Source organism: Plantactinospora alkalitolerans, assembly GCF_015690345.1.
Taxonomy (GTDB): Bacteria; Actinomycetota; Actinomycetes; order Mycobacteriales; family Micromonosporaceae; genus Plantactinospora; species Plantactinospora alkalitolerans.
Map to the genome: position 1 here is coordinate 1 of NZ_JADPUN010000001.1, position 541 is coordinate 541.

Annotated in this window: 1 protein-coding gene; it reads right to left on the reverse strand. The window is 68.9% G+C overall.

Going from position 1 to position 541, the window contains the following annotated elements:
* Positions 1-541, reverse strand: a 541-nt coding sequence (locus tag I0C86_RS00005; RefSeq protein WP_196199055.1) for a phosphopantetheine-binding protein, incomplete at both ends; no start/stop codon positions are given.

Below are 541 nucleotides of genomic sequence, written 5' to 3' on the forward strand. Positions count from 1 at the left end.
ACACCGACGACTTCCAACTCCCACGCCAACTCGTCCACGGACAGGATCCGCTGATACGGCTCACCATCGGCGACCGCGAACACCGTCCGCAACGACTCATGCCGGCCGATCACATCCCGCAACGCCGCACCCAACGCGACGACATCCATGTCTGCGGACAGCCGCACAGCCGACGAAAGGTTGTAGGTCGGGCTCGGCCCCTCCAACTGCTCCAGGAACCACAACCGACGCTGCGCGAACGACAGCGGCACCCGCTCCGGACGCTCCCCGGCCCGCAACGCCAGCCGGCTGTCCTGCGCATCCGTCAGCCGCCCAGCCAACTGCGCCACGGTCGGCGCCTCGAACAACGCCCGCAGCGGCACCTCCACACCCAGAACCACCCGAAGCCGCGAGATGAGCCGCACCGCGAGCAGCGAGTGCCCACCCAGCTCGAAGAAGCTGTCGTCGACGCCGACGGTGTCGATGCCGAGTACGTCGGCGAACGCGGTGCAGAGCAGTTCCTCCTGCACGCTCGCCGGTGGCCGGCCCGCACCCGCGGTGT